General features: G+C 71.8%; 1 protein-coding gene. It reads right to left on the bottom strand.

The genetic code is table 11. From position 1 onward, the window contains the following. On the bottom strand, positions 1–517 hold a 517-nt coding region (locus WCS02_RS21090), incomplete at both ends, for an MASE1 domain-containing protein (protein ID WP_340296258.1).

Raw genomic sequence — 517 nt, 5'->3', positions numbered from 1 at the left:
GGAAGGCGTTGACGGTCAGCGACGCCTCGCCCTGCAGGCGGAACGTGACGGGCGAGGCTTCGGTGCCGTCGGTGGCGGTGGTGGTGAGGCTGCCGCGCGTGTCCGGCTCGAGCAGGTAGACCAGGTCGGCGCCGCTGACGTGTCGTGCCAGCCGGCACAGCTCGGTGCGCACGTCCGCCGCTGCGTACAGCTGCCGGGAGGCCCCGGCCAGCGTCATGACGTGACCGGCCTCCCGCACCATCGTGGCGGCGTGCTCCTGCAGCCGTCGCATGAGGATCACACGTTCGTCGCGCCCCAGCGCGAGGGCGGTGCCGACCACGGCGATCAGTCCCACGTACAGCTGCACGACCATCGCCCGGGTGGCGTCGTCGGCGATCACGGCGAAGGGTCCGTGCCCGGTGAGGGTGAACACCACCGCGAGCACCCCCATCACGAGGTCGTGCACCACGACCAGGGTGGTGTCGAACCGCAGCGCCGCCCACACGGTGAGCACCACCAGCGTGAACGCGTCCGGCAG

The organism is Aquipuribacter hungaricus (assembly GCF_037860755.1).
Taxonomy (GTDB): Bacteria; Actinomycetota; Actinomycetes; order Actinomycetales; family JBBAYJ01; genus Aquipuribacter; species Aquipuribacter hungaricus.
This window is presented reverse-complemented; position numbering and strand designations above follow the sequence as displayed.